Below are 19,439 nucleotides of genomic sequence, written 5' to 3' on the forward strand. Positions count from 1 at the left end.
CAATGACAGAGGTAATCGCCACGACACCCGGGCTGTTCCCGCTGCCCGACTGGGCGAAAGACGAGCTGTCGGACCTGAAGGGCCACCAGAAGGACGACCTCATCGCCGGCGACGAGAGCGGCGAGATCGCCGCGGCGTACGGCCGCGCGCGCACCGAGGTCGTCGACCGGCAACTCGAGGCCGGCCTCGACCGCGTCGTCGAGGGGCAGCTCCGGTGGGACGACATGCTCGCCCACCCGCTGTCCGTCCACGACAGCGTCGAGACCCGCGGCATCGTCCGCTACTACGACAACAACAACTTCTACCGGGAGCCGGTCGTCACCGGCGAGCTGGACTTCGACGGCGACGTCGCCGCCGAACTGGACGCCAGCGCCGACGTGAACCAGGCCGTCCTCCCCGGCCCCTACTCCCTCTCGGAGCTCGCGACCGACGAGCACTACGAGGACGACGCCGCGTTCCTCGACGCCGTCGGCGAGTTCCTCGCCGGCGAGGCCGAGGCTTTCCCAGAGGTCGAGACCCTGTTCCTGCTGGAGCCGTCGCTCGTCACCGAGGCGCCCGACGACGGCGAGGACGAGCGGGCCAGCCGGGCCATCGACGCGGTCGCCGACGCCGTCGACTGCGAGGTCGTCGTCCACACCTACTGGGGGGCCATCCCGGAGAAGCCCTACGCCCACCTGATGGACGCCGACGTCGACGCCATCGGCTTCGACTTCGTCTCCGACCACGAGGAGAACCTCTACAACGTCCAGGAGTACGGCACGAAGGACTCCGTCGCCCTCGGCGTCGTCGACGGCCAGAACACGCTGGTCGAGACGCCCGAGGAGATCAACGAGCGCATCGACTGGGTGCAGGACAACGTCCCCGCCCAGGACTTCGACACCGTCTACGCGACCGCCAACACCGAGCTGTTCTACCTGCCCGTCAACAAGGCCGAGGCGAAGCTCGACGCCCTCGCCGACGCCGCCGCCACGGAGGTGCCCCAATGACCGCCAACCTGCTCGCCGACACCCGCGACCAGTTCCGCCCCGAGGACCACCCGACAGACCACTTCCTGCTGACGACCGTCGTCGGCTCGTACCCGAAGCCGAAGTGGCTCAACCGGGCGAAGGAGCTCGCGGAGGACGACGACCGCGACTTCGACGACGAGGACCTCGACGAGGCCCTCGACGACGCCGCCCGCGTCATCACGAACGAGCACGTCCGCTCGGGCCTCGACGTCGTCGTCGACGGCGAGATGCGGCGCAACGAGATGGTCGAGTACTTCGCCCACCGCATCGAGGGCTACGAGTTCAACGGCCCCGTGAAGGTCTGGGGGCACAACTACTTCGACAAGCCCTCCGTCGCCGACGAAGTCGAGTACGACGAGCCGTGGCTCGTCGACGAGTTCGAGTTCACCACCGGCGTCACGACCCGCCCGGTGAAGGTGCCGATCACCGGCCCATACACCCTCGCCTCCTGGTCGTTCAACGAGCACTACGAGACCGAGGAGGAGCTCGCCTACGAGCTCGCGGACCTCGTCAACGAGGAGATCGAGGCCCTCGTGGAGGCCGGCGCCCGCTACATCCAGATCGACGAGCCCGCCCTCGCGACGACGCCGGACGACCACGCCATCGTCGGCGAGTGCCTCGAGCACATCGCCGACGGCGTCCCGGAGAACGTCCGCCTCGGGCTCCACGTCTGCTACGGCGACTACTCCCGTATCTACCCCGAGATCCTCGACATGCCGGTCCACGAGTACGACCTCGAGCTCGCCAACGGCGACTACGAGCAGCTCGACGTCTTCAAGGAGACGGAGTTCACGAAGGACCTCGCCCTCGGCGTCGTCGACGTCCACACCACCGACGTCGAGACCGTCGAGGAGATCAAGGAGAACATCAAGCGCGGCTTCGAGGTCGTCCCGCCGGAGCGGCTCACCGTCTCGCCGGACTGCGGCGTGAAGCTGCTGCCCCGCGAGGTCGCCTACCGGAAGATGGAGAACATGGTCCAGGCGGCCCGCGAGGTCGAGGCGGAGCTCGACTCCGGCGAGATCACGGTCGGCTACGCCGGTAGCGCGCCCGCCGACGACTGACGAGCGACTCCCCCTTCTAGGCCAGCGTCAGCACCGACCACAGCAACGACACGACGAACAGCGCCATCGCCGCCACGAGGCTCCAGTCGCTCCACCTCGTCTCCGTCCCCGAGGCGTCGTCGGTCATGATCACCACGTAGGCGGTACCCAGGACCGCGAGTGCTCCGGCCACGACCATCCCGGCGAGTTCGAACGTTCCCACCATGTGTAAATCGTTAGCACGCGCCGGTAATAAAACCACGCGCCGCCGGAACCGTAATGTGGTTGCCCTCGATACCCCAGGGTATGCGAATCGAACTCAGGGTGTGCAAAAACTGCTACGAGGGTGAACACGGCAACCCCCAGAAGGGGGACGTGACGCGCGACGCCGTGAAGTGCGCGAGGCAGGTCCGGGAGTACAAGGACCTCATCAGCCTCGACGCGGTGTACGTCACGATGGTCGAGGAGGGCGACGCGGGCGGCAGCGAGGAGCTGCCGGTCGTCGTCGCCAGCATCGAGAACGACCAGGTCGCCCTCACCGACACCCAGCTCGTCATGGAGGACGACGACGGCAACATGCTCGTCTACCCCGAACCCGAGGACATCCTCGAGGTGCTGAGCCGCAACCTCGACCAGATCCAACAGCAGACCCGCCAGGACGTGATGGTCGAGCTCTCCGAGGTGGGCGCGGAGCTGCTGACGGGCTGAGCGAGCGAAGAAGGAGCGGAACGGGGCAGTTCCGCGGTCGCCCGACGTCAGTCGTCGGACTCGGTCCGTCCGCCGTCGGCCACCGCGCCGCCGGTCTCGTCTCGGATCTGCTTCTCCCAGCGGACCCGGACGAGGTTACCGTACATCGACAGGACGATGCCGACGAACAGCACCAGCACCGCGATGTTGATGCCGACGGTCAGAAGCAGGTTCGTCGGTCCGCCGCCGAGGACTAGCTCCCTCGGGACGGGGTAGCCCTCGTCGAAGATGCTGCCGACCAGCACCGAGACGATGCCGACGACGGTGAGCGTCCCCATGATGGTGCTCACCGAGTGCCAGGACGGCGAGAGGGAGAGCCGCTCGATGCCGGTCCCCTCCCGGTCCTCGTCGTCGCGGTCGTGGGACTCGGGGATCATCGACCGGGGGATGAACGCCTTCGTCTCCACGGGGTAGAACGCCGGGTGGAACCCGTGTTCGAAGATGTGGAACATCACGCCCATCAGCATGATGATGCCCAGCAGGCCGTGGAAGACGACGAACCCCATCGCGACGGCCCGCGACTGGAAGTACATCGCGACGCCGGTCTTCGACCAGATGAGCAGCCCCGATATCGTGAGCAGGGTGAGCTCGATGGCGAAGATGGCGACGACGCCCTTCCCGACGTAGCTGAGCAGCGGCACCTCGTCGGCCTCGTAGCCGGCGAACTGCCGGGCGTTGGGGTGGCGCTCGTCGGCGCGGCCGAGCATGAACTTGACGTCCTGGATGAACGCCTCGACGTCGGAGCCGTTCGGGAGGATCTGCCCGAAGTTGCTCCGGCCGGTCGGCGTGATGAGCATCAGCACCATCCAGAAGACGACCAGCGCGATGAGCCCGAAGCCGGCGATGCGGTGCAGCGCCGTCACGCCCGTCGCCCCGCCGAGCAGGCTCACCATCCACCACAGCTCGTCGTTGAACATGATGGCATAGCCCGTGAAGAACAGCAGGAACACGTCCAGGGCCAGCAGCGAGTGGAACGTCGTCGTCACCCGCGTGAACTTGCCGTGGTCGAGGTTCGTCACGGTGTCTCACCCCCGTCGGGGCCGCCCGTCTCGTCGGCGCCGGGGCCCGACGACCCCGCCTGTTCCGGGCGGGTGTCGGCGCCGCCGTCGGTCGCGACCGCCTCCCGGCGGCGCTCGCCAGGCCGCCGCATCCGGCCGGCCAGCCGCCGGAAGCTGGCCCAGTGCAGGAACACCATGAACAGGATGAACAGGCCCATGATGACGTCGGCCGCGTGCGTCAGCGCGACCAGGAAGTCCAGCCAGGCGATCTGGTTGCCGACGATCCACTCGGTGCCGACGCCGCCGCCCTCGACGGTCGGGGCGACGCGGAACATCTCCTCCGTGGAGACGGTGAACCCCGAGGCCGCCCAGACGGCCAGGACGGCCGTGGCCAGGCCGACCACGGCGCTGACGAGCACCGCCCAGCCGGGGTAGCCGTCGACCTCCGGGTACTCGCTCACGAGAACTCACCGGCGTCCTCGCCGAAGACGATCTCCATCGACTGCTGGTTGAAGAACGACCCGCTGTCCCGACGGTCCAGTTCGTCGGCGATCTCTGCGGGGGTGCCGACGAGGATGGCGTCCGTCGAGCACTCCTCGGCGCAGGCCGGTCCCTTGCCAACGTCCTGGCGCTCCTCGCACATCGTACACTTGTCCATCTTGCCGCCGGAGCCGACGACCGACGCGGCGCCATCGTCGTCGTCCGGGAACTGCGGGGCCCCGAACGGGCAGGCCGACAGGCAGTACTGACAGCCGACGCAGAGGTCGTCCTGGACCTCGACGAACTCGCTGTCGGACTTCATCAGCGAGTCCGTCGGGCAGACCGAGACGCAGGGGGCGTTCTCGCAGTGGTAACACTGCATCGGGATCGAGGTCTCCCCCGGCGACTCGCCCTGGTCCAGCGCCTCCGTGTTGCTGGCGTTCAGTCCCGCGGCGGCCTCCTGGCCCTCCAGCATCGTCGCGATGCTGATCCGCTGTTCGTCCCTGGGGACGTCCCAGGTGCGCTTGCAGGCCACGACGCAGCCCCCGCAGTCGATGCAGGCCTCGACGTCGGGGAAGATCCGCGTCCCCTCGCCGACGCTCATCACGCCGTCGCGCATGACTTCCTTGCTGTTGTCGGATTGTGACATTCGTGATCACCTCACTGGACGGTCTCCCCGTCGCGGACGTCGAAGCTCTTCTGCGTGCCGATGTCGTCGCGGTCCTGCGGGAACTCGATGTCGACGTCCATGTTGAGTTCCTCCAGCAGTTCCTCGGTCGCCGGCCGGACGGCCACCATCGAGACCTTCGTCTCCTGCATCTGCGTCTCCACGTCGTACCCCTTCGACGTGATGGCGTTGACGGAGTCGCCGATGGCGTACGGGACGTGCCCGTCGGGGTACTTGTCCTCCAGGCTCTTGCCCTTGAAGACGCCGCCCCAGTGGAACGGCAGGAACACCTCGCCGTCGGCCGGCCGGTCCGTCACCCGGGCCTTCACGAGCACCGACCCGCGGTCCGTCGAGGAGACGACGATCAGGTCGCCGCCGTCGACGCCGAGTTCCTCCGCCCTGTTCGGCGTGATCTCGGCGTACATGTGCGGCTGCAGGTCGGCGGTGTGGATGTTCGACCGCGTCTCCGAACCGCCGCCCTGGTGTTCGACCTGCCGGCCGGTCGTCATGATGGTGTCCAGGTCGGGCCCCGAGTCCTCCTCGTGGATGATGTCGTTGGCCCGCTGCTGTTCGACCGCGTTGTTCTGGTCGAGCCGGTAGAAGTTCTGCTGCTGGCCGTTGGCGGGCCACTCCTCGACGAGGTCCGGCCGCGGGCTCTCGATGGGCTCGCGGTGGACCGGCACCTTGTCGAGGAAGCTCCAGACGACCGCCCGCGCCCGGCCGCGCCCGGTCGGCGCGTCGGGCTGGGCGAAGTCGTACTGCTCGTAGAACGACGGATCGACCCCGCCGGCGATCTTGTCCTCGAGGTAGGCGTCGAACTCCGGGCTCCCCGTCTCCGGATTGGCCAGCGCCTGCGCGGCGGTGTACACCGAGCGCTGGTTGTCGAGCGCGTGCTGCTGGGGAATCGTCAGCTCGTCGGGCTGGACGTCCTGCGTCGGGTCGAGCAGGCTCTGCGGCGGCGTCGTCTTCCAGCCCGGGTACTCCGGGACGCCGTGGATCTGGCCGTCCGCGGCGGTGTCGTTCGAGTCGGCCCACTCCGGCTGGTACGGCGCCCGGAGGAGGTTCAGCGCCTCCTCCTGGCTGTCGTACCGGTCGGAGTTGACGGTCTCCTGGAACGGGTAGTCGTCGTCGGTGGGCATCTCGTCCCACTCCTCCGGCGTCGGCGCCTGGACGCCCCAGCGGGCCCGGAAGTCCTGGCCCCCGTCGTTGGGGTCGAGGTCGTCGTTCCAGATGATCGGCGTCCCCGGGTGGTCCTCGCCCCAGCAGGGCCAGGGGAGCATCCAGTACTCGCCCGCGACGGGCGTCCCTTCCGCGCCCTTCAGGTCCTCGTTCGAGAACGCGTAGTCGTACTCCAGGTGCTGCTGGAGCCGCTCGGGGGTCTGCCGGTAGCCGATGGTGTTCGTCCCGAGGTTGAACTCCCGGATGACGTTCTCGTAGGTCGACTTCCCGTTGTACAGCTCCGGGCCGGCCCCCCAGTCGAAGTGCTCGCCGAATCCGAGCGCGTCCGCCAGCTCCTGCATGATCTGCAGGTCCGGCTTCGAGTTGTGCGCGGGCTTGGCGACCGGCTCCGACCACTGGACGGAACGGTTCGTGTTCGTCAGCGAGCGGTAATGTTCGTACTGGCTCGAGGCGGGCAACAGCAGGATCTCCGGGCCCTCCTCGAAGTCCGGGAGCACGCTCGCGACCGAGGGGAAGACGTCGACGACGACGAGGAGGTCGAGGTTCTCCATCCCCTCCTTCATCTGGCCCATCTCGCTGATGGAGTTCGCCGAGTGCCCCCAGAAGAACGCGATCTTCACCTGGTCGGGCTGGTAGATCGGCGTCTCCTGGTAGCGGTCCTCCTGGTCGAGGGCCGCCTCGAACCAGCGGGCCACCGTCAGCCCGTTCTGGAACATCATCGAGTTCTCCGCCGGCTCCTCCGGCCCGTGGTCGGCGTTCGGCGGCAGCGAGTCGACGTCCTCGTTGCCCTCGTAGACGGGGCTCTGGCTGACGTACTTCTCCGGGTCCATCAGCTCGAACTTGTCGTAGAGGTCGGCGAACGACGTCGAACCGCTCGCGTGTAGGGGTTCTTGTCCCAGATGTCGGCCCACCAGGACCAGCCGCCGGGCGTGAGCCCGTAGTAGCCTGGCAGGATGTGGCTCGCCACGGCGAGGTCGGTCGCGCCCTGAACGTTCGCGTGACCGCGCATCACCTGGAGGCCGCCGCCGCTGCGGGCGGCGCTCCCGGAGGCGAGGCTCGTGATCGCATAGGAGCGGATGTTCTGGGTGCCGTTGTTGTGCTGGGTGCCGCCCATCGCCCACTCGATCTGGACGTGGGGGCGGTTCTCGTGGATGAGGTCGGCGATGCGCTCGATGTCCTCCTCGGAGACCCAGGTGATGTCCGAGACGGTCTCGACGTCGTACTCGTCGAGTTCCACGTCGACGTCCTCCCAGCCCTGGACGCGGTCGGCGAGCATGTTCTGGCCGCTCTCGTCGGCGTCCGTATCGAGCGCGAGGCCGTGCTTGTCGCGCAGGACCTTGACGACGCCCATCATCAGGGCGACGTCGGTGCCCGGCCGGAACCGCATGTACTCGTCGGCGTGGGCCGACGTCTTCGTGAACCTGGGGTCCAGGCTCAGGATGGTCCCGCCGCGCTTCTGGCCCTCGAGGATGTGCTGCATCGCGATGGGGTGAGCCTCGGCGGGGTTCTGCCCGATGATGATGTTCAGATCGAAGTTCCGGTAGTCCTGGACCGTGTTGGTCATCGCGCCGTACCCCCAGGTGTTCGCCAGCCCCGTCACCGTCGTCGAGTGACAGATGCGCGCCTGGTGGTCGACGTTGTTCGTACCCATGAACGCCGCCAGCTTCCGGATGGCGTACGCCTCCTCGTTGGAGTGGTGGGCGCTGCCCAGGAGCATGACGCTCTCGCGGCTGTGCTCCTCCCAGACCCGCTCTATCTCGCCGGAGAGCAGGTCGTAGGAGGCGTCCCACGAGAGCTTCTCCCAGTCGCCGTCCCGGCGGATCATCGGGTGTTTGAGCCGCTTCTCGGAGTGCTCCGTCTCGTAGATGCCCGCCCCCTTCGAGCAGAGCGAGCCGGCGTTGATCGGATGTTCCTCCCAGGGTTCCATCCCGACGAAGGAGTCCCCGACGCGCTCGCCGTGGAACCCGCAACCGACCGAGCAGTAGTTGCAGATGGTCTTCGTCAACTCTCCCTCGGTGTCGGTCCCGTCTACCTGTTCCTCACCGTCTTGAGCGAGCGTGTGCCCGGCGGCACCGCCGCCCAGGGCGACGGTCCCGGCGAGGGCGCTCGCCTTCATGAACGACCTCCGGTCGAGGTCGAGTGATACTGGTTCGGTGCTCATTTATTGTGTGTGCCCCGTTCGCTAGGTCATTTGGTAACGGTTCTCTAAGGGGTAACGACTGCACTGTTATTAATATACGGGTATGCGAGGCACAAGAAAATTATAGTTGGTTGAAGTGTTCCCGTCCCCCACGGGCGCAAGGTCTATAGGTCTGCTACCGAACACCACAATCGATGAACGTAGGGGCATTCGTGTGTTCGTGCGGGGGGTCCTGCGACGTGGACCTCGAGACGGCCCGAGACGGCGTCAGGGACGTGGAGGTCGTCGCCTCCTCGGAACTGCTCTGCCGGGACGGGCTCCCGGCGATGGAGAAGGTCGTCGACGAGTACGACCTCGACCAGCTGGTCGTCACGGCGCCCGACGCGGGGTGTCAGGCGACCTTCGACGACGTGCTCGACCGCAAGGGCCTGCACCCGGACGCGGCGGCGTACGTCGACCACCGCGAGAGCGCCGCCTGGGTCCACGACGCCGCCGAAGCCACCGACAAGACCGCCAGACTGCTGAACGCCGAGGTCGCGGGCCTGAAGGAGGAGCCGGTCTCCCGGACCATCGAGCGGGACGCCGGAGACAGCGTCGCCGTCGTCGGCGACCCCGAGACCGCCGCGGCACTTTCCGACTCCGCCGACGTGACCCTCGTCGCGGACGGCGAGGAGTACGCCGGCGCCGACGCGGACCTCGACGACGTCGCGTTCGCCCGCGGCGAGGTCGTCGCCGTCGAGGGCTCCTTCGGCGACTTCGAGGTGACGCTCGCCTCGCGGGTCACCGAGGACTGCATCTCCTGTCTGGACTGCGTGCGGGAGGGCCCGGAGGGCGTGACCGCCCGCCCCGTCCAGATCCCCGCCGACGCCCCGGACGGGGAGTGGACCGACGTCTGCCCGACCGACGCCATCGACCTCGACGGCGTCACCCGCACCCTGGCGTTCGACCAGGTCGTCTATCCAGGGGGGACCGCCCCCGCGCGCGGCGGCCAGATGGGATTCTACACCGGACCGGTCGACGCCGGCACCGTCGCCGCCGTCGAGTCGCTGCTCGGCGGCGTCGAGAAGCCGGCCCACCTCGACCTCGACATGGAGGTCTGCGCGGCGGGCGCCTCCTCCCAGGAGGGCTGTACGGCCTGCGTGGACGCCTGCCCCCACGAGGCGGTGTCCCGGCCCGCCATCGACGAGGTCGAGTTCGACCTGGCCGCCTGCCAGGACTGCGGCGCCTGCACCTCGGCGTGTCCCACCGGCGCCACCCGGCTCCGGGACCCCTCCAACGAGCGGATCGCCCGCGAGGTCGAGGCGCTGCTCACCAGCGAGGCGGACGACGGCGGCTGGCTGTTCTCCCGCGGCACCGACGGCATCGAGACGGAGGTCGTCGCCTTCGTCTGCTCGGAGCGGGCGGCCGACCGCCTCCGGGAGTACGGCCGGCGGGCCCGTCGGGACGACGATATCTCCTACCCGCCGATCCTCCCGGTCCGGGTCAACTGTACGGACACCGTCGGCGAGGCCCACGTGATGCACGCGCTCGCGGCCGGCGCCGACGGCGTCGCGGTCGTCGGCTGCGGCGACAGCTGTCTCCACTCCGGCCCCGACCCGAAGGCCGAACTCGTCGAGCGACTGGACCGCGCGACCGCCGACCTCGGACTCGGGGAGCGCGTGACCTTCCTCGCACCCGGCCCCTCACCGGAGCCGTTCTGCGCGGACCTGGAGTCGTTCGTCGACGGCCTCGAGGATTCGCCCATCCCGTCCGGGGAACACGAGGCGACCGGCACCATCGACGACCCCGACCGCGAGAACGACCCGTTCGACTCCCACGCCTGGACGCTGGAGTCCGTCCGGGCGCTGCTCGAGCACGTCGAGCCAGAACGGGAGGTGATCCGCGGGCTGAAGGACTTCGGCCTGATGGAGGTCTCCGACGCCTGCAACCTGACGCCGACCTGCACGAACCTCTGTCCGACCGGCGCCATCCAGCGGACCGACGACGGCGACCTGCTGTTCAACCACGAGCGCTGCGTCAACTGCGAGCTCTGCGAGGAGGGCTGCCCCGAGACGGCCATCACGATGCGCCAGGGGCTCGACCTCTCGCTGCTGCCCGAGAACCGCACGGCCGAGGAGGCTCCCGAACAGGGCCCGGCCTGGTCCCGCGTCTACGAGGGGGAGATGGCCGAGTGCGTCCGCTGCGGGGACCCGTTCACCTCGCAGGGGTCGGTCGACAAGGTCCGCGCGGAGGTCGGCGACGTCGTCGAGGGCATCGCGCCCGACGCCTCCCACTCGGTCTTCGAGTACTGCGGGGACTGCCGCTCGAGGCTGCTGTTCGAGGGAGGTGAGAAGCGATGAACGACGCCGAGATCTACGAGGCGCGCCTGGAGATCGTCGACTTCCTCGTCGAGGTGTTCTACGACGCACCGAGCGAGGCGTTCGTCGACCGCCTGCTCTCCGACGACCTGCGGGTCCCCGAGGGCGAGGTCAACGACCGCATGGACCGGGGCTTCCGGCGGCTGGAGCGGTTCGTCGACGCGAACCGCGGCCGCGACCCCGAGACCGTGGCGACCGAACTCGGCCGTGAGTACACCCGGCTGTTCGTGGGGCCGCGACCGCCGGTGCTCCCCCACGAGACCTACTACCGGGAGGACACGGAACTCATCGGCGAGGGGCTCGCCGAGGTCGAGGCGTCCTACTCGGCGGCCGGGTGGGCGCCACCCGAGGACTACCCCGAGGAGAACGACTTCATCGCCGTCGAACTTGCGTTCCTGCGGAACCTGATCGACCGGCAGCGCACCGGCCACGAGGAGACCTTCGGCTTCGAGCGGGTGTTCCTGGACGAGCACCTCCTCGAGTGGTACGAGGCGTTCCTCGACGACCTCGAGGACGAACTCGACCCCGACGAGGCGGAGGCGGACCTCTTCCTGGCCGCCGGGGAGGTCTTCGCCGGCCTCGTCGAGTTCGAGGACGAGATCGTCGCCCAGCAGGTCCCGTCGTGAGCCGCCGCTGGGCGGCTTAGCTCGCCCGGTAGACGACGACGAACCCGGCGAGGACCGCGATTCCCGCCAGGACAGTCGCGACGGGCGTGACGGCCGCGACGGCCCGCTCCATGAAGAAGTAGCTCCCCCAGTCGCCGCGCCACTCCGCGACGACCGCGACGCCGCCGACGCCGGCGACGACGAGCGCGAGGACGCCGAACGACAGCGTCGCCGCGGCGCCGAGACGGTCAGCCATAGTACCACCGGCCGGCGACCAGGAGGACGAACCCGGGGACGAGCAGCGCGAGAACCCGGCTGACGAAGACGCCCACGTAGCTGATGGTCGACTCGAGGTGGATGGCCCAGTGCCAGGTCCCCTTTATCTCCGCGATGACGGCGACGGTACCGACGGTGAGCAGGGAGAGCGCGACCAGGGCGGCGAGGACGTACACCGCCACCTGGAGGTAGCCCAGCGCGGTCTCGGCGTCGGGGAACGTCCGGGCGGTGTCGGTGGCCATGGTCAGGTGGAGCGCTGCTGGTAGGCGTCGTACGCGACGATGGCGACCACGATCAGGCCGACGAGGAGTATCGCCATCGCCGTCTCGGTCGCTAGCGGGAGGTCGAGTCCCGGGTGCAGTACGACGTCGAACACGCTAGACCAGTGTGTCCACAGCGGCTAAATGCTTCTGTCGGACTCCGTGACACCTAGTACCAATACTTTTTGCCGGCTACCACCTACGGTCGGTCGTGTCGTCCAGACGGTCGGTGCTCCGGCGGCTCGGCGCCCTCGGCGCCGCGGTCAGCGCGGGCTGTGCCTCGCTGGTCGGCTCGGAACCCGAGGCGGAGCCGACGGTCGACCTGGGCGAGAACCCGAACGACCTCCCCGCGCGGCAACACGCCTGGAACGCCGCGCTCGCGACCGACGGGGACGGCAACCCGATGACCCCGCGGCACAGCCGCGTGCTCGCGCTCGACCTCGACGCCGAGCCGTCGCTCGACGCCGCCGAGACCGTCGAGCGCGCGGTGCGTGAGGTCGAGGCCGCCTACCCATGGGGCGCCGACGGGCTCCTCCACGCGCTGGCCTGGGGCACCGGCTACTTCGAGCGCCTCGGCGAGCTGGACGCCTCGCCGATCCGATCGCCGAAGGTGCTCTCGCGCACCGACGACCCCGAGCTGCTCTCCTTCGACGCCGCGCTCGTGCTCGCCTCGGACGTCCCCGCCCACCTCGACCGGACCGAAGCCGCGATGTTCGAGGGTCGCGACGAACTGGCGGGCAGGCCTGTCGAACACCGGCTCGGCGACGTCTTCACCGTCTCGTCGCGGCGGACCGGCTTCATGGGCGACGGACTCCCCGCCGAGCACGCCGACGCGGAGGGCCTCCCCGTCGACGTCCCCGACGACGCGCCGATGTTCACCGGGTTCTTCTCCGGCCGCGAGAAGACGCAGGCCCCGGAGGACCGCGTGACCATCCAGGACGGCCGGTTCACCGGCGGGACGACGATGCACCTCAGCCACATCGTCGAGACGCTGGACGGCTGGTGGCAGATGTCCGAGGACGACCGCGTCGCACAGATGTTCTCCCCGGAGTTCGACCCCGCCGACGTCGAGGAGTTCGGGAAGAACGTCCCGTTCGCGAACGCCGTGGAGGACCACGCCGGCGACCACGGCGTGGTCGGCCACCACGAGAAGGTCGCGCGGGTCCGGGAGGACGGCCGGCCCGTCATCCTCCGTCGGGACTTCAACACCACCGACGGCGGCGACCCTGGGGTCCACTTCCTGACGTTCCAGCGGTCGCTGGACGACTTCGAGAAGACGCGCAAGTCGATGAACGGCTGGTACCTCCGCGACGATCACCCGCAGATCCGCGACCGGGACAACAACGGCCTCCTCGAGTTCATCGAGGTGCGCTCGCGGGCGAACTTCTACGTCCCGCCGCGCGAGCGCCGCTCGTTCCCGGCGTTCAGCGAGTGACGCCGCCTTGAGGTGGCGACCTCACTCGTCGTCGGCGTGGTCCGAGTGGTCGTGGTCGTCGGCGTGCTCCGTGTCGCCGTGGTTGAACTCGTTCGGCCACACGCCGTGGTCCCACACCTCGAACCCGCCGTAGGTTTCGGTGGCCCCCTCCGGTCGCCAGCCGCTGTCTTCGTGTGCCATGGCATCACGTATCGGTGAGAGGCTCTTAAGCGTTTCCCACCCCGCGGTAGGAGACGGACCGTCCCGTCCGGCCGTCAGTCCTTCGGCGGCGCGTTCGGTGGTCGCTCCTCGTCCTCGAGGAAGACCCGCGCGAACAGGTCGACGTACAGGTCGAGGACGGTCGCCTCGTCGAGGCCCTTCGCCTCGGCCTGCCGTTCGAGGTACGCCGCCAGTTCCTCGCTCGGATCGAGGCTGACGGTGCGACCGTCGACGTCGAACTCGACCTCGTGGGCGCCGGAGACGAGGTGTTCGATCTCCAACAGCGCCTGCTCGGCCTTCGTCTCCAGGGCCTCCTCGGTGTCCATCAGCCGCGCGTCGGCGAACTCGTCGGCGGCCGCGAGGAACCGGTCGCTGGCCTCGAAGGAGATCAGAACGGGTCACCCCCCTGCGCCTCGAAGGCCGTCACCCAGTCGGTCTCGCGCTCGCAGACCGGACACTCCTGTCGGAGGTGGCTGCGCTCGAACTCCGAGAGGTCGGCCATCTGGCCGCACTCGTTGCACTCGAAGTACGTCATTCCGGCGGGAAGGTGTCCGGCCCCGGTTCGCCCTCGGCCAGCTCGGCGTACAAGACGACCAGCAGGCCGATCGCGACCGCCATCACCACCAGTCCGACGAGGCCGCTGTAGCCGTAGGTCCCGATCGTATCGTCCAGTGCGCTCCAGTCGATGCGCCCGAAGACGGAGAACCACGTCGCCATCAGCCACACCCCGACCGCCAGGACGGCGAACGTTATCCACCGACTGTTCGAGAGCGCGGTTCTAGTGCCCATCGATATCTCACCACACACCCGTTGGAGGTGCTACGTAAAAAACTTACTCCAGGTCCCAGCCCGCCTTCTCGGCGGCCTCCTCGAGGGGGAGGAACTCCCAGTCCTCCGGGGCCCAGGACTCCTCGCCCTCGCAGCCGACGAGCACGAACCGCTCGGCGTAGAACATCGACCGCGGGCCGACGTCCGCGAGCCGCTCGCGCGGCCCCATTCCGGTCCCGTTGAAGAAGTCCGCGTCGATGGTGTGCTCGCGCTGGAACTTCGTGATGACGTGGGCCGGGACGTCGCCGACGATGCCGATCCAGTCGCTCCACCCCGAGGCGTCGTTGAACGCGTAGGCGGGCTCCGAGAGCCGCTTTGCGGCCTCGTAGGTCAGCGCCAGCGTCATGTCGTCCGCGTCGCCGCCGTGCGGCCCGGAGGCCTCCGGCTCCTCAGCGGCCTCGGTCCCTGTCGCTCCGTCACTCCCTTCCTCGCCCTCCGCTCCCTCCCCCGGCCCGGCGCCCGCACCGCCGCTCTCCTTCGGGATACCGACGGGCAGGTCCTTGGCTTCGCGCGGGACGTGTGGCACGCGGTCCGACGCCGGCTGGGCGCCGCCACCGCCGTTCGTGTCGGCGTCCGGGGTGGCCTCCACGGAGACGTCGTCGGCGGCCTCGTCGTCGGGCGCCGCTTCGTCCTCGGGGTCGCCCTCGCCGCGCCAGAACCAGTCGCCGCGGTTCGGTCGTTCTTCGGGCGGTTCCTCCGTCTCGACGTCGTCGAGGTCGATCCTGTCTGTCATGGTTCTGCGGGTGCGTCGACCACTGGCGTCTCGTCGTCGGCGATCTCCAGGAGGTCGAGGCGGTCGAGCGTCGCCCGGGACGGAATTCCCTCGTCGCTCCACCCCCGGGACGCGTAGTACCGGGTGAGCGTGGCCTCGAAGTCGACGGCCAGGTCGTCCGGGTCGATGGCCGCGGGCAGGGCGTCGTCGTCGCGGGCGAACCCTTCCCGGACGTTGAACAGCCGGATCAGGTTCCAGATGCGCTCGCCGGTCGCCCCGAGGTCGCCGTGTCGGGCGCCGACGGCGTCCAGCCACTCGGCTCCGTCGTCGGCCAGCACCTCGCCGACGAAGTCGTCGGCGACGAGGCTCCACCGGACGGCGCGGGTGTCCTGGGCGGCGACGACCGCCGCGACGGTCCGGTCGGCGGACCAGGGGCCGTCGAAGGCCTCCTCCTCGACCGGCCGGGCCCGCCGGTGGCAGGCGCCGCGGTCGCTGGTCGCGTACGCGAGCGCCATGCTCGCCGACCCGCGCGGGTCGTAGGCCGGCAGCGACATCGCCTTCACCGACGGGATGACGTCCTCGCCGCCGCGGCGCTCCGCGGCGACGGCGACGCCGTCGGCCAGGTCGTCGCCGAGCCCGGGCTCGCGGTCGGCCACTGCGGCGAGCAACTCGCGAGCGCCCTCGGGGTCGCCGAACTCGACGCCGGCGTCGATGCGGCCTTCCTCGCTGGCCCGGGCGGCCCACGCGACGGCGTTGCCCCCCGAGATGAGGTCCATCCCGAGGCGGTTGCACAGTTCGCCGAGTTCGGCAACCGCGTCGAAGTCGTCGAGGGCCAGCCCCGCGCCGAGCGTCATCGCCGTCGCGCCGCGGGGGACGGACTCCCCCTCGGCGGTCTCCACGCGGAAGCCGCCCGGTAACGGCCCGTCGTGCTCCCGCTCGATGGCCCGCTCCCGGACCGCGCCGACGCCGACGTCCTCGGTACCGTCGAACCCCCGCTGGCTCCACCCCCTGGCCGCGAGCACGCCGGTCGCGTCCGCGAAGTCGACGGTCTCGACGGTCCCGGAGGCGCGTTGCCACCGGCCCGTGTCGTCCTGCCGGTACCGCTCGGCGTACCGCTCGCGGAGGTCCGCCAGGGCGTCCGGCGGCTCGCCCCGGGCGACGACGGCCTTCAGCCGCTTCGACCCCATCACGGCGCCCGCGCCGCCGCGTCCGGCGTGGTGGTCGGCCTCGTCGGAGGCGATGGTCGCGTAGGCGACCTGCGACTCGCCGGCCGGGCCGATGCAGGCGACGGCGCCGTCGGTCGCACGGGCGGTCGCCACGGCATCCTCGCCCCAGGTCTCTGCGCGCTCGATGCGGGCCGTCCCGTCCTCGACCACCAGCCGCACCGGCTCGTCGGCCGCGCCCGTCACGAGGAGCCCGAGGTTGTCGCCGAGGGCGCCGGCCAGCCGACGGGGGAACTCCCCGCCCGCGTAGGAGTCCAGGAACGCCCCGGTCAACGGCGACTTGGTGACCGCGGCGTAGCGCGTCTCGCCCGGCAGTAGCCCCGAGACGGGCCCGAGCGCGAACATGAGGGCGTTCTCCGGTCCCAGGGGATCGGCCCCCGGGTCGAGCTCCTCGTACAGGTACCGAGCGCCGAGGCCCTTCCCGCCGAGGTAGCGTCGCCGCCACTCCTCGGGGACGCGCTCGCTCTCGACGTCGCGCGACGAGAGGTCGACCCGGAGCATCCGGTCGGGGGCGCGGCGTTCCATCTCGCGGAATCGAGGTGCTTGACCCCGATAAAGGTTCCCCCGGTGGGTGCCACCGAGGGGCAAGGCACTTGCCCCGCGGGTCGGTAGGCTCGGGCATGCGCGCAGGGGTCGTCATCGCCGGCGGGCGGTCGACGCGGTTCGGCGACGCCGACAAGGCCGTCGCCCCGCTGGCCGGGACGCCGATGATCCGGCGGGTCGCCGACCGGCTGGTCGACGTCGTCGACCTGCTGGTGGTCAACTGCCGGCGCGACCAGCGGACGGCCATCGAGGACGCCCTCGGGGGCTACCCGCTCTCGGTCCGGTTCGCACTCGACCCGACCGCCGACGAGGGCCCGATGTCCGGCATCCGGACCGGGCTCCGGGAAGCCGAGTCGGCGGGGGCCAAGTACGCAGCCGTCGTGGCCTGCGACATGCCCTTCGTCGAGCCGTCGTTCCTCGAGGAACTGTTCGAACGAGCGGCAGGCCACGACGCCGCCGTGCCGCGACCCGACGAGTGGTTCCAGACGACGCAGGCGGTCTACCGCGCCGAGCCGATGGCCGACGCCTGCGAGGCGGCTCTGGCGAACGGCGAGGGGAAGATCATCGCGCCGCTGTTCGAGCTGGACTACGTCGTCGTCGAGGACGCCCCCGAGGGGACGTTCCGAAACGTGAACACGCGGGCGGAGCTCGAGACCGCCGAAGCGGAGTTCAGCTGACCACGTCGACCAGTTCGCCGCGGTCCATCCGGGTAAGCGCGACGCGGTCGACGGCGGTCGTCCGTTCGAGAATGCCGTCCGCGATCTCGCGGGCAGTTCGCCGGAGCGACTCGTCGTCGACCATGTTCACCACCGGGACGACCCTGGCGTCCCGGGGGACGTCCTTCAGCCCGCCGCGTTCGTTCGCGAGGACTGCGGCGACGTCCTCGGCGGTCAGTTCGTCGCCGACCTCGATCCCGGCCACCTCGGCGACGCGCTCGGGCCGGTGGACGTGCGTGTCGTCGAGCGACTTGCCGACGACGCGCGCGCTGGCCACCGGGAGGACGGTGTCGGCGTTCCGGGGGATCTGCGGCTCGCGGTCGTCGGGCGCTTTCAGCAATCGGCTCCGCGCGCCGTCGGCCTTCACCAGCACGGCGTCGACGTCGGCGTCGGCGAGGCCTGCAATAGTCGCAGGGTCGTAGCCGAGATAGCGGTCCTCGCGCTCGCGTTCCGGAACGACGCCGAGTGGCCACTCGTCGTTCGCCGCGACGGCGCCGACCGGGTCGTCGGTTACGACCACCCGCTCGACGTCGTCGTCGAAGATGGGGATGCGGACGCTCGCGGTGACGACGGCGCGGTCGAGCCGGCCCGCCAGCTCGTAGATTGTCGACTTCTTGCCGCCCGCGCCCACCACCGCGACCAGTCCGTCGGCCGCCAGCGCCTCGACCAGGTCCATACCCCCCGCTCGGACCGCGGGCGAAAAAGGGTAGCGACGGTCGAAGTCGTTCGTCAGGACACCTTCCGCCAATCGAAACAGGCCGCCTACGCGAACTACTCGTGTGAATCGCGCTAACCGGCCGGTAAACAGCCTGCACTCGCCGGTTCTGTAAACGGAGTCGAGCATCCGCGCGAGCGAAGTGAGCGCGGTTCACCGGCGGCGACCGCAGGGAGCCGTCGGCAGAGTTTTTCCCCAAGTTTTTGCGAGGAGTGGTTCCCGCAGCGCGACCCCGAGGGTCGCGCGAGGAAACCCGACGAGTAAAAAGTGGGGATTCGCTACTCGTACAGCCAGGTCTCGTCGATGCGCTCGTAGTCGACGAGTTCCTCGTCGTCGAAGAACAGGTCGATCTCCCGCTCGGCGGAGCCCTCCTCGGTGTCGGAGCCGTGGATGACGTTCCGGCCGAGGTCGAGTCCGTAGTCGCCGCGGATGGTGCCCGGGGCGGATTCGGCGGGGTCGGTCTCGCCCATCATTCGGCGGACCTGCGCGACCGCGTCCTGGCCCTCCCAGACCATCGCGAAGACGGGCCCAGAGGTGATGAAGCCGACGAGGTCGTCGAAGAACGGCTTGTCCTCGTGCTCGCCGTAGTGCTCCTGGGCCAGTTCGTCGTCGATCTGCATGAACTTGCCCGCCACGAGCTTCAGGCCGCGGTCCTCGAACCGGGAGACGATCTCGCCGATGAGGCCGCGCTGGACGCCGTCGGGCTTGACCATGACGAAGGTTCGCTCCGTCATTGCTCGGCCTCGACCTCCTCGTCGTCGGCGTCGCCCTCGTCGGACGTCTCGCCGTCGCTCGCGTCGCCAGCGTCCTCGGTCTCGTCGGTGTCGACGTCGTCAGCCTCCTCGACCCGCTCGGCTTCCTCGTCGTCCGGGACCTGGGTGTCCTCTGACTCCTCGGCCTCCGGCTGGTCGGTGTCGTGGGGCTCCTCCTCCGGGTCGCCCGCTCCGGCGGCCTCCTGGGCGCCGGCGTCGTCCGCCGCGACCTCCTCCGCGGAGGTCTCCTCGTCGGCGGCCGTCGGTTCCTCGCCTTCCTCGGCCGCCTCCTCGGCGGACTCGAGGTCGGGGGTCGCCTCCGGCTGCTCGGGGGCCTCGGGTTCGGCCTCGTCGACGTCGGCCTCGCCCTGCTCGACGGTGCCGCCGGTTTCGCCGGTGTCGGTCCACTCGAGGTCGCGCGGTTCGCGACCGAGGTCGGCGTTCTTCTCGCACTTGCTCGAACAGAAGTACGTGATGGAGCCGTCGGTGGCGACGAACATCGTCCCGGTGCCGGGCTCGATGTCGGCGCCGCAGTAGTCACAGTCTCTCGTCTGGGGCATG

General features: G+C 69.6%; 23 protein-coding genes and 1 pseudogene. 7 read left to right on the forward strand and 17 right to left on the reverse strand.

From position 1 onward, the window contains the following. Positions 1-2: 2 nt before the first annotated feature. Both HWV07_RS02505 and HWV07_RS02510 read left to right on the forward strand, forming a co-directional pair. Positions 3-986 (forward strand): 5-methyltetrahydropteroyltriglutamate--homocysteine methyltransferase, encoded by a 984-nt coding sequence (locus HWV07_RS02505; RefSeq protein WP_178332788.1) that lies wholly within the window; start codon positions 3-5, stop codon positions 984-986. Continuing rightward, a complete protein-coding gene (locus HWV07_RS02510; protein ID WP_178332789.1) occupies positions 983-2,068 on the forward strand; it encodes a methionine synthase in 1,086 nt (361 codons plus the stop codon). The genes HWV07_RS02505 and HWV07_RS02510 overlap by 4 nt, the downstream gene beginning before the upstream one ends. 16 nt (positions 2,069-2,084) lie before the next feature. On the opposite strand, the gene HWV07_RS02515 is transcribed toward HWV07_RS02510, so the two are convergent. Continuing rightward, the gene (locus HWV07_RS02515) at positions 2,085-2,273 is read right to left on the reverse strand and encodes a hypothetical protein (RefSeq protein WP_178332790.1); all 189 of its coding nucleotides are present in this window, start codon (positions 2,271-2,273) and stop codon (positions 2,085-2,087) included. Positions 2,274-2,353: 80 nt separating this feature from the next. Between HWV07_RS02515 and HWV07_RS02520 the strand changes: the two genes are divergently transcribed. After that, positions 2,354-2,755 carry a hypothetical protein gene (locus HWV07_RS02520; RefSeq protein ID WP_178332791.1) on the forward strand — a complete coding sequence of 134 codons (402 nt, stop codon included), beginning with the start codon at positions 2,354-2,356 and terminating at the stop codon, positions 2,753-2,755. Between the two features lie 47 nt (positions 2,756-2,802). Here HWV07_RS02520 and HWV07_RS02525 read toward each other — a convergent pair whose 3' ends face one another. The 4 genes and pseudogenes from HWV07_RS02525 to HWV07_RS20015 all read right to left on the reverse strand — a co-directional run bounded on the left by HWV07_RS02525 (position 2,803) and on the right by HWV07_RS20015 (position 8,279). After that, complete coding sequence (locus HWV07_RS02525; RefSeq protein WP_178332792.1) at positions 2,803-3,813, reverse strand: cytochrome b/b6 domain-containing protein; 1,011 nt, start codon at positions 3,811-3,813, stop codon at positions 2,803-2,805. Next, positions 3,810-4,253, reverse strand: coding sequence for a hypothetical protein (locus HWV07_RS02530; RefSeq protein WP_246279811.1), 444 nt, complete (start codon positions 4,251-4,253; stop codon positions 3,810-3,812). The genes HWV07_RS02525 and HWV07_RS02530 overlap by 4 nt, the downstream gene beginning before the upstream one ends. Continuing rightward, entirely contained in the window at positions 4,250-4,891 is a 642-nt protein-coding gene (locus tag HWV07_RS02535) for a 4Fe-4S dicluster domain-containing protein (RefSeq protein WP_178335965.1), read from the reverse strand. The genes HWV07_RS02530 and HWV07_RS02535 overlap by 4 nt, the downstream gene beginning before the upstream one ends. A gap of 41 nt (positions 4,892-4,932) precedes the next feature. Then, positions 4,933-8,279 (reverse strand): annotated as a pseudogene (locus HWV07_RS20015) (molybdopterin-dependent oxidoreductase). Positions 8,280-8,452: 173 nt separating this feature from the next. Here HWV07_RS20015 and HWV07_RS02545 point away from each other — a divergent pair. Together HWV07_RS02545 and HWV07_RS02550 are read left to right on the forward strand one after the other, a co-directional pair. Next, positions 8,453-10,597: a 4Fe-4S dicluster domain-containing protein gene (locus HWV07_RS02545; protein ID WP_178332793.1), complete on the forward strand. Its 2,145-nt coding sequence runs from the start codon at positions 8,453-8,455 to the stop codon at positions 10,595-10,597. Further along, the gene (locus HWV07_RS02550; protein WP_178332794.1) at positions 10,594-11,241 is read left to right on the forward strand and encodes a TorD/DmsD family molecular chaperone; all 648 of its coding nucleotides are present in this window, start codon (positions 10,594-10,596) and stop codon (positions 11,239-11,241) included. The genes HWV07_RS02545 and HWV07_RS02550 overlap by 4 nt, the downstream gene beginning before the upstream one ends. 16 nt (positions 11,242-11,257) lie before the next feature. On the opposite strand, the gene HWV07_RS02555 is transcribed toward HWV07_RS02550, so the two are convergent. Genes HWV07_RS02555 through HWV07_RS19885 form a run of 3 tightly spaced genes read right to left on the reverse strand, consistent with a single transcriptional unit; the run spans position 11,258 to position 11,872 of the window. After that, positions 11,258-11,476 (reverse strand): hypothetical protein, encoded by a 219-nt coding sequence (locus HWV07_RS02555; RefSeq protein ID WP_178332795.1) that lies wholly within the window; start codon positions 11,474-11,476, stop codon positions 11,258-11,260. Continuing rightward, positions 11,469-11,738, reverse strand: a complete 270-nt coding sequence (locus HWV07_RS02560; RefSeq protein WP_178332796.1) for a hypothetical protein — start codon at positions 11,736-11,738, stop codon at positions 11,469-11,471. Before HWV07_RS02560 ends, HWV07_RS02555 begins: the two co-directional genes overlap by 8 nt. 2 nt (positions 11,739-11,740) lie before the next feature. After that, positions 11,741-11,872, reverse strand: a complete 132-nt coding sequence (locus HWV07_RS19885) for a hypothetical protein (protein ID WP_281362328.1) — start codon at positions 11,870-11,872, stop codon at positions 11,741-11,743. Between the two features lie 95 nt (positions 11,873-11,967). Between HWV07_RS19885 and HWV07_RS02565 the strand changes: the two genes are divergently transcribed. Further along, complete coding sequence (locus tag HWV07_RS02565) at positions 11,968-13,191, forward strand: DUF7405 family protein (protein ID WP_178332797.1); 1,224 nt, start codon at positions 11,968-11,970, stop codon at positions 13,189-13,191. 21 nt (positions 13,192-13,212) lie between these two features. On the opposite strand, the gene HWV07_RS02570 is transcribed toward HWV07_RS02565, so the two are convergent. The 6 genes from HWV07_RS02570 to HWV07_RS02595 form a co-directional block, all read right to left on the reverse strand. Continuing rightward, positions 13,213-13,371, reverse strand: coding sequence for a hypothetical protein (locus HWV07_RS02570; RefSeq protein ID WP_178332798.1), 159 nt, complete (start codon positions 13,369-13,371; stop codon positions 13,213-13,215). Between the two features lie 74 nt (positions 13,372-13,445). Further along, positions 13,446-13,715, reverse strand: a complete 270-nt coding sequence (locus tag HWV07_RS02575; RefSeq protein ID WP_246279815.1) for a hypothetical protein — start codon at positions 13,713-13,715, stop codon at positions 13,446-13,448. Between the two features lie 62 nt (positions 13,716-13,777). Further along, positions 13,778-13,924: a hypothetical protein gene (locus tag HWV07_RS02580; RefSeq protein ID WP_178332799.1), complete on the reverse strand. Its 147-nt coding sequence runs from the start codon at positions 13,922-13,924 to the stop codon at positions 13,778-13,780. Then, complete coding sequence (locus tag HWV07_RS02585) at positions 13,921-14,178, reverse strand: hypothetical protein (protein ID WP_178332800.1); 258 nt, start codon at positions 14,176-14,178, stop codon at positions 13,921-13,923. Before HWV07_RS02585 ends, HWV07_RS02580 begins: the two co-directional genes overlap by 4 nt. A gap of 43 nt (positions 14,179-14,221) precedes the next feature. Beyond that, complete coding sequence (locus HWV07_RS02590; protein WP_178332801.1) at positions 14,222-14,950, reverse strand: DUF7124 domain-containing protein; 729 nt, start codon at positions 14,948-14,950, stop codon at positions 14,222-14,224. Next, the gene (locus HWV07_RS02595; protein ID WP_178332802.1) at positions 14,947-16,677 is read right to left on the reverse strand and encodes an aldehyde ferredoxin oxidoreductase family protein; all 1,731 of its coding nucleotides are present in this window, start codon (positions 16,675-16,677) and stop codon (positions 14,947-14,949) included. Before HWV07_RS02595 ends, HWV07_RS02590 begins: the two co-directional genes overlap by 4 nt. Before the next feature lie 95 nt (positions 16,678-16,772). Between HWV07_RS02595 and mobA the strand changes: the two genes are divergently transcribed. Beyond that, positions 16,773-17,372, forward strand: coding sequence for a molybdenum cofactor guanylyltransferase (gene mobA / locus HWV07_RS02600; RefSeq protein ID WP_178332803.1), 600 nt, complete (start codon positions 16,773-16,775; stop codon positions 17,370-17,372). On the opposite strand, the gene yqeC is transcribed toward mobA, so the two are convergent. The 3 genes from yqeC to HWV07_RS02615 all read right to left on the reverse strand — a co-directional run bounded on the left by yqeC (position 17,365) and on the right by HWV07_RS02615 (position 19,438). Next, on the reverse strand, positions 17,365-18,087 hold the full coding sequence (gene yqeC / locus HWV07_RS02605; protein WP_178332804.1) for a selenium cofactor biosynthesis protein YqeC: 723 nt from the start codon (positions 18,085-18,087) through the stop codon (positions 17,365-17,367). The two genes, mobA and yqeC, sit on opposite strands and share 8 nt — an antisense overlap. A gap of 317 nt (positions 18,088-18,404) precedes the next feature. After that, positions 18,405-18,860 (reverse strand): nucleoside-diphosphate kinase, encoded by a 456-nt coding sequence (ndk, locus tag HWV07_RS02610; protein WP_178332805.1) that lies wholly within the window; start codon positions 18,858-18,860, stop codon positions 18,405-18,407. Next, positions 18,857-19,438: a 50S ribosomal protein L24e gene (locus HWV07_RS02615; protein WP_178332806.1), complete on the reverse strand. Its 582-nt coding sequence runs from the start codon at positions 19,436-19,438 to the stop codon at positions 18,857-18,859. Before HWV07_RS02615 ends, ndk begins: the two co-directional genes overlap by 4 nt. Position 19,439: the final 1 nt, after the last annotated feature.

Source organism: Natronomonas salina, assembly GCF_013391105.1.
GTDB lineage: Archaea > Halobacteriota > Halobacteria > Halobacteriales > Haloarculaceae > Natronomonas > Natronomonas salina.